We start from the raw sequence: 7339 nt of genomic DNA on the forward strand, positions 1-7339 counted from the left end.
CCTTCGAGTCCGCCACGGCCGGCCGCCGGGGCACGCCCGCGCTGGGCTCGCCCACGCCCGCGGCCACGCCGCTGCCCGTGGGGACGGCCGGCACGCAGGTGGTGACAACCGACACGGTGGCCACCTACCAGGCAGGCCCGCCGCAGCGGCCGGACATCCACCACGACAACGGCTTCCTGCAGAACCCGAACGACCCCAACGACCGGACCCCCATCGCCACCCAGAGCCCGGGCGTGGGCGACTACGCGGCGCGGGCCGAGTGGGAGGGCCGGCTGGCCGCGGGCCGCGCCATCCAGGGCGTGCCGGGCGTGCCGCACAACAACATCCCGGACGGCCTGGATACGTACGACCACTTCCTGCACGGCAACGGCGCGGACCGGCACTTCAGCTACGAGCGCTTCGTGTCCACGGACCCCGCGGGCCAGGCGGTGCTCACCAACTCCACCCGCGACACGCAGCAGGGCGCGGAGGCCTACTACAACCAGCTCGTCGCCAATGATCCGTCGCTCGCCAACCGGCCGGTGACGTTCCAGATCACCGGCTCGCAGATTCCCGTGGGCTCCAGCGAGCAGTTCCCGTACCCGGAGACGGAGAACTGGCAGAAGGCCATTGGCGGCCACAACGTGTGGAACAGCGCCACCGTCACCGTCTACCCGCCGGAGCAGCCGGGAGGGCAGCCGCGCTTCTCCATGGACATGACGCTGCACGCGGAGGACCGCTACAACTTCAACCCGGGCCAGCACGACATCGCCACGGGCGCGCCGGACGCGGCCAACGGGCGGCTGGAGCGGACCGGCCTGGGGCACCAGTACACCAACTACGGCACGCTCCAGCGTCAGGTGACCTGGACGCAGGGGAGCCCTGAGAATGCGGTCTCGCGTCCCATCGGCGGCCGCTAGGCGCGCGCTCGCTTCCACCCTGCTGCTGGGGTGTGTTTCGCTGGCCTGTGGCGACAAGCCTGCTGCTGGGAGTGCATCCATGACGACAGAGACGGCCGCTCCGGCCGCGAAGACGGGGACGGACCTGGAGACGCTGCAGAAGCTCGTGACGCTGCCGCGCCGCCCCCAGGCGGTGCAGTGGCGCAGCTCCGCGCGGGGCATCCCGGGCGGCCTGGGCCCCACGGACACGCAGCTGCTGGCCGTGCTGGAGTACCCGGCCGCGGACGTGCAGGCGCTGCTGTCCACGCTGAAGTCCACGCGGCTGACGGTGAAGGTGGATGACGGCGGGTGGCTGCCGGAGGCCACCCGCGAGGCGCTGAAGCAGGCCACCGCCTATGAGGCGACGCCCTTCTTCAAGTCCCCGCTGAACCAGGGCACCGTGTTCCACCTGCCGAAGTCGAACACCTTCGTGCTGGTGCTCTTCACCACGTAGTCCGGGAAGCGACCGCCGGGGCTCAGGGGGGCGAGCCCCGCGCAGCCAGCCGCAACAGCTCATCATCGGAGAGCTGTTCGGTCCTCAGCACGGAGGGCTCGGCCTTGATGCGAGTGACCTTGCCGGCACGGGCAACATGGAATTCGCCGGTGGTCTGGGTCGCGATCTTCGCGGTGGAGTCCACCTGGGCATCCACGAGCATGGGCCTCATCTTCTCCAAGGCGGTCTTCTCCTTCACCTGGCTGTTTGGTTGAAGGCTGGCGCATTGCGGGAAGATACAGGTCAGCCTCATCAAAGAGGATGACGGCTTGCAAGGCGCGAGAGGGATTGCGGTTGAGCCAGCGAGTCGCTGTGATCAGGAATTGTGACACCCAGAACAAGACGTTGTTGTTGTCACCGAGAAACCGGGTGCTAACGATGCTCAGGCGCGTCTTGCCAGATATGGCATGAGACCCCCTCCCGAGTAGCAGATCCATGTCGAGCTTTTCGGCCTCGATGCCCAGCAGCGCCCGAGCATCCATGTTCAAGCGGTCCAGATCGTCCGCGAGCTTGTCGAACAACTTCGCGTCCAGAACGAGTCCGAGGCGTACCCCGCGAGATCTCCCTTTCGATAGAAGCCAATCACTCGCTCCAACAAGAAAAACCTTTAATTCAAGCGAGTCGCTGCTTCTTTTCGCGCCATTCCCTCCGTTGCATTGGTGCGATTGAACTGGGCCAGCGTGAGGATCCTACCCGCGTGGCTCTGGTCAGAGGAAAGAACGATCCTGTAACATCCCGGATGCTTCCCAATCGCCGGCAATCCAGCAAGGGCATGGAACCCCCTCCACCCAGGCTTCCCGGCATCACATCATGAGAGACAGCCCCCGTGTCATCTCCAGACAAACCTGTCTTCCCGGTTGAACCGGGAGCAGGGCATGCCGCCCGTTCCTCTCCAATGGAAGCCTTCTGGCTTACGACCCTGGTGGAAGCCCGGGCCTCGCGGACGCCCGACGCGCTGGCGGTGGTCACCGACAACCAGCGGCTGACCTACGGAGCGCTGGAGGCGCGAGCGGAGGCGCTCGCGGTGCAGTTCCAGGCCCTGGGTGTGGGGCCGGAGGATCGGGTCGGGGTGTGTGCCCCCCGGGGTCCGGCGCTGATCATCGCGCTGCTGGGCACGCTCAAGGCCGGGGCGGTCTACGTGCCGCTGGACTCCTCCTGGCCGCCGGAGCGGCTCGCGACCGTGCTGGAGGACTCGGGTGCCCGGGTGCTCGTCACCGATGGGCGGCCGCTGCCCGGACAGGGCGCGCGGAGCACCGTCGTCGTCGACCCCTCGGCGCCGCTGCCCCCGGGCCACCGGGCCCGGGTAACGCCCGGGGTCGCCCTCATGTCGGAGCGCCTCGCCTACGTCATCTACACGTCGGGGACCACGGGGCGCCCCAAGGGCGTGGCCGTCACCCACGGGGCCGTGCGGCACTTCACGGAGGCCTTCGTCCGCGAGTTCGCGCTCGCGCCCGGTGACCGCGTGTCGTTGCTCGCCTCGCCCGCGTTCGATGCCTCGGTGCTGGAGGTCTGGCCCGCGCTCGCCGCTGGCGCGAGCCTCCACGTCGCGGACGACACCGCGCGCCTGGTGCCGGAGCGCCTCCAGCAGTGGCTTTTGCAGCGGGCCATCCACGTCTGCTTCCTGACCACCGCGCTGGGAGAGCAGCTCGCGTCGCTGTCCTGGCCCACGGCCCCGACCCTGCGCGCGGTGCTCACCGGCGGCGAGGCGCTGCGCGTCCGTCCGCACCCCTCCGCGCCGTTCGCCTTCGTCAACTGCTACGGCCCCACGGAGACGACCGTCTTCGTCACGCGTGAGCGCATCCTCGCGGAAGGCAGCGCGCCGCTGGCCATCGGCAGGCCCTTCGATGGCGTGTCCGTCCACCTGCTCGACGCCGCGCTGCGACCGGTGGCCCCTGGCACGCCCGGAGCCCTTTTCATCGGAGGGGAGACGCTGGCGCGCGGCTACCTGGACGACCCCTCGCTCACGGCGCGCCAGTTCCTTCCGGATCCGTTCAGCCCGGCGCCGGGCGCGCGGATGTATCGCACCGGAGACCTGGCGCGCAGGCGCGAGGATGGCGCGCTGGAGTTCCTCGGTCGCGCGGATCAGCAGGTGAAGCTGCGCGGACACCGGGTCGAGCTGGGAGAGATCGACGCCGCCCTGGCGCTGCTCCCGGAGGTCCGCGCGAGCGTGACCGTCCTGCGCGAGGACCCCGGCACCGAGCGGCGGCTGGTCTCCTACGTGGTGCCGCGCGGCGCCGCCACGCCCGCGACGCTGCGTCAGGCCCTGCGCGCGAAGCTGCCCGAGCCCCTGGTCCCCGCCACGTTCGTGCTCCTGGAAGCCCTGCCGCTCACCGTGGCGGGGAAGGTGGACCGGGCCGCCCTGCCCATGCCGGAGGCCGAGCCGCGAGCCCCCACCCCAGACGTCGTCCTCACGCCCACCGAAGCGCTCCTGCTTCCCGTGTGGCGGCAGGTGCTGCGGCTGGAGTCCGTGCACCGGGATGAGCACTTCATGGACCTGGGCGGGCACTCCCTGCTCGCCGCGAAGCTGGTGACGGAGCTGCGCCGCCACCTGGGCCGCGACGTGCCCCCGCGCGTCGTCCTGGAGACCGGGACGCTGGCCGGGCTTGCCCGCTGGCTGGACGCCGCGCCCTCCTCCACGCTTCCGCCCGTCACGCGCGCGCCGGACGCGGACGGCCCGCTGTCCTTCGCGCAGGAGCGGCTGTGGGTCATCGACCAGCTCGTCGACGACGCCGCGCTCTACAACACGTCCGTGCGCCTCCAGCTCCAGGGGGTGCTCGACGTCGCCGTGCTGGAGCGGGCGCTCACGGAGGTGCTGCGCCGCCACGAGGTGCTGCGGACGGGCTTCGTCGCCCGGGACGGGCAGCCCCGCCTCCATGTCGTTCCTCCCGGGCCCTTCCCGTGGGAGGTCGTGGACCTGGAGGCCGTCCCGGATCCGCTCGCGGAGGCCGAGGCCCGCGAGCAGGCCCAGGCGCGCAAGCCCTTCGACCTGCGACAGCCGCCGCTCCTGCGCGGGCTGTTGCTGCGGTGGGACGACCAGCGCTCCCACCTGCTGCTGACCGCGCACCACGCCATCTTCGACGGCGCCTCGGTGGACCTGCTGCTGCGGGAGCTGGAAGCGCTCTACCCCGCCTTCGCGGAAGGAAGGCCCTCGCCGCTGCCGGAGCTCCCCGTCCAGGCGCGTGACGTCGCCGCATGGGAGCGCGCGCAGCTCCAGGGCCCCGAGCGCGAGCGGTTGTTGTCCTGGTGGACGGAGCACCTGGGCGGAGAGCTGCCGGTGCTGGCCCTCACGCCGGATCATCCCCGGCCGCCGGTCCAGACGTTCCACGGCGCCACGCTGACGCGCACCGTGCCCCGGGGGCTGCTCGCGGACCTGGAGGCCCTGGGCCGACGGGAGCAGGCCACGCCGTTCATGGCATTGCTCGCGGCGTACTCCGCGTGGCTGTCGCGCTACTCGGGACAGCGTGACGTGGTGGTGGGCACGCCGTTCGCGTCGCGCGCGCCTCCCGAGGCGAAGGGGCTGATGGGCTTCTTCGTCAACACGCTCGCGCTCAGGATCGACCTCCAGGGCACGCCCACGTTCCGCGAGCTGCTCGCGCGCGTGCGGCGGGTCGCGCTCGCGGGCTACGAGCACGGCGCGCTGCCCTTCAACGACGTCCTGGGCGCCTTCGGTGCGCGGCGCGAGCTGTCCCACGCCCCGCTGTTCCAGGTGATGCTCGTGGTGCAGGACAGCCCCGCGCCGGCCCGGCTCCTGCCGGGCCTGACGGTCGCCTCTGTGGGAGAGATCCACACCGACAAGGCCCGCTTCGACCTCACGCTCGTGGTGGACTTCCCGCCAGAAGGGCCCACCTTCTCGCTCGAATACAACACCGACCTGTTCGAGCCCGGCACCGCCACGCGGATGTTCGACCACTTCGTGGCGCTCCTGGGCGCGGCCGTCGCCCGGCCGGGTCACCCCTTCGACACCCTGCCCCTGCTCTCCGCCGGGGAGCGCCAGCGGATGCTGGAGGCCTGGAACGACACCGGCACCCACGCGCCCGAAGGGTGCAGCCACGCCCTCTTCGAGGCGCAGGCGCGCCGCGAGCCCCAGAAGATCGCGGTGCAGTCCGGCGACGTGCGCTGGACGTACGGCGAGCTGGAGGCCCGCGCCAACCAGGTCGCCTCGCACCTGCGGGGCCTGGGCGTGGGGCCGGAGGTGCGCGTCGGGCTCTTGATGGAGCGGAGCCCGGAGCTCGTGTGCGCGGTGCTCGGCATCGTGAAGGCGGGCGGCGTGTACGTGCCGCTGGACCCGGCCCATCCGGACGACCGGCTCACGTTCATGATGACCGACTCGCGCATGCACGCGGTGGTGTCCGGCCCTGGGCTGGGCGCTCGGGCGAAGACGCTGGTCGCCGGCATCGCGGCCCAGGGCGCTCCGGCGCCGACGGTGGTGGACTGGACGGGCGACGCGGAAGCGCTGGCGCGCGCGCCCACTACGCCGGTGGACAGCGGCGTGGGGCCGGAGCACCTGGCCTACGTCATCTACACCTCCGGCTCCACGGGCCGCCCCAAGGGCGTCGAGGTGGAGCACCGGGCCTTCTACAACCTGGTGCTCGCGAAGATTGAAGGCTTCGGCATCTTCCCGGACAGCACCGTGCTGCAGTTCGTGTCGTTCGGCTTCGACGTCTCCGTGTCGGACGTCTTCATGACGCTCGCGGTGGGCGCGAAGCTGCTGCTGCGACCGCCGGATGTGGTGGGCGGCCCCGAGCTCGCGGAGCTGCTGCGCAGGGAGGCCGTCACCGTCATCGTGCTGCCCGCGTCGGTGCTGGCCACGCTGCCCGCCACGGAGCTGCCCGCGCTGCGCTCCGTCATCGCGGGAGGCGAGGCGTGCTCCGCGGAGCTCGTGGACCGCTGGGCCCAGGGCCGTCGCTTCATCAACGCCTACGGGCCCACGGAGACGACCATCTGCACCACGATGGCCCGCTGCCAGCCCGGCGGCGGCGCGCCTCCCATCGGCCGTCCCATCCCGCATGCCCGCGTGTACGTGCTCGATGCCCGCCATGAGCCCGTGCCTCCTGGCGTGACGGGCGAGCTGTACATCGCGGGCGCGGGGCTGGCGCGCGGCTACCTGGGCCGGCCGGACCTCACCGCGGACCGGTTCCTGCCGGATCCGTTCGCGCGCGCGCCGGGCTCCCGGCTGTACCGCACGGGCGACCTCGCGCGCTTCCTGCCGGACGGCTCGCTGATGTTCGTCGTCCGCGTGGATGACCAGGTGAAGATCCGCGGCTTCCGCATCGAGCTGGGCGAAATCGAAGCCACGCTGCGCCAACACCCCGGCGTACACGAGGCCCTGGTCGCCGTCCACGAGCGGGGCCCGGGCGGCAAGCAGCTCATCGCCTACGTCCTCGGCACGCCGGGCACGACGCCCGCCCTGGACGCGCTCCCGCGCTTCCTGCGTGAACGGCTGCCCGAACACATGGTGCCGTCGGCCTTCATCGCGCTGGAGGCGTTCCCCCGCACGCCCAACGGCAAGGTGGACCGCCGCGCGCTGCCCGTCCCCGCGCACGACGCGCTCCAGCGGACAGAGCCGCCCGTCGCCCCGCGCACGCTCACCGAGGAGATCCTCGTGGAGATCTGGTGCGAGGTGCTGCGCCTGCCGACGGTGGGCGTGCTGGACGACTTCTTCGCGCTCGGCGGCCAGTCCATCCTCGCCACCCAGGTCATGGCCCGCGTGCGCGAGCGCTTCGAGCTGTCCCTCTCCGTGCGGGTGCTGTTCGAGGCCCCTGTCCTCGCCGCGCTCGCCGAGCGTATCGAGCAGGCCCTCGTCGACGACATCGGCGCCCTCAGCGATGCCGAGGTCACCCAGGCGCTCGACACCGCTCCGACCGCGCGCCCCCGCGCCTCCTGAGTTCCGCTTTCCCCTCTCGTCCCCCCCAGAAGAGCCATCCCGATG

Annotated in this window: 4 protein-coding genes; 3 read left to right on the forward strand and 1 reads right to left on the reverse strand. The window is 71.5% G+C overall.

The features are described 5' to 3' along the window. Together D7V93_RS33225 and D7V93_RS33230 are read left to right on the forward strand one after the other, a co-directional pair. On the forward strand, positions 1-899 hold an 899-nt coding region (locus D7V93_RS33225; protein ID WP_120647201.1), incomplete at its 5' end, for a hypothetical protein. A 79-nt stretch (positions 900-978) separates the two neighbouring features. Next, complete coding sequence (locus tag D7V93_RS33230) at positions 979-1371, forward strand: hypothetical protein (RefSeq protein ID WP_120647202.1); 393 nt, start codon at positions 979-981, stop codon at positions 1369-1371. A gap of 22 nt (positions 1372-1393) precedes the next feature. On the opposite strand, the gene D7V93_RS47010 is transcribed toward D7V93_RS33230, so the two are convergent. After that, a complete protein-coding gene (locus tag D7V93_RS47010; RefSeq protein ID WP_244237664.1) occupies positions 1394-1591 on the reverse strand; it encodes a hypothetical protein in 198 nt (65 codons plus the stop codon). A gap of 741 nt (positions 1592-2332) precedes the next feature. Here D7V93_RS47010 and D7V93_RS33240 point away from each other — a divergent pair. Next, a complete protein-coding gene (locus D7V93_RS33240; RefSeq protein ID WP_158623919.1) occupies positions 2333-7294 on the forward strand; it encodes a non-ribosomal peptide synthetase in 4962 nt (1653 codons plus the stop codon). Positions 7295-7339 lie beyond the last annotated feature (45 nt).

This window comes from Corallococcus llansteffanensis, from assembly GCF_003612055.1.
Classification (GTDB): Bacteria; Myxococcota; Myxococcia; order Myxococcales; family Myxococcaceae; genus Corallococcus; species Corallococcus llansteffanensis.

Excerpts from the sequence above, each read along its gene's own strand:
- D7V93_RS33230 (WP_120647202.1), top strand. The coding sequence starts at position 979 with ATGACGACAGAGACGGCCGCTCCGGCCGCGAAGACGGGGACGGACCTG.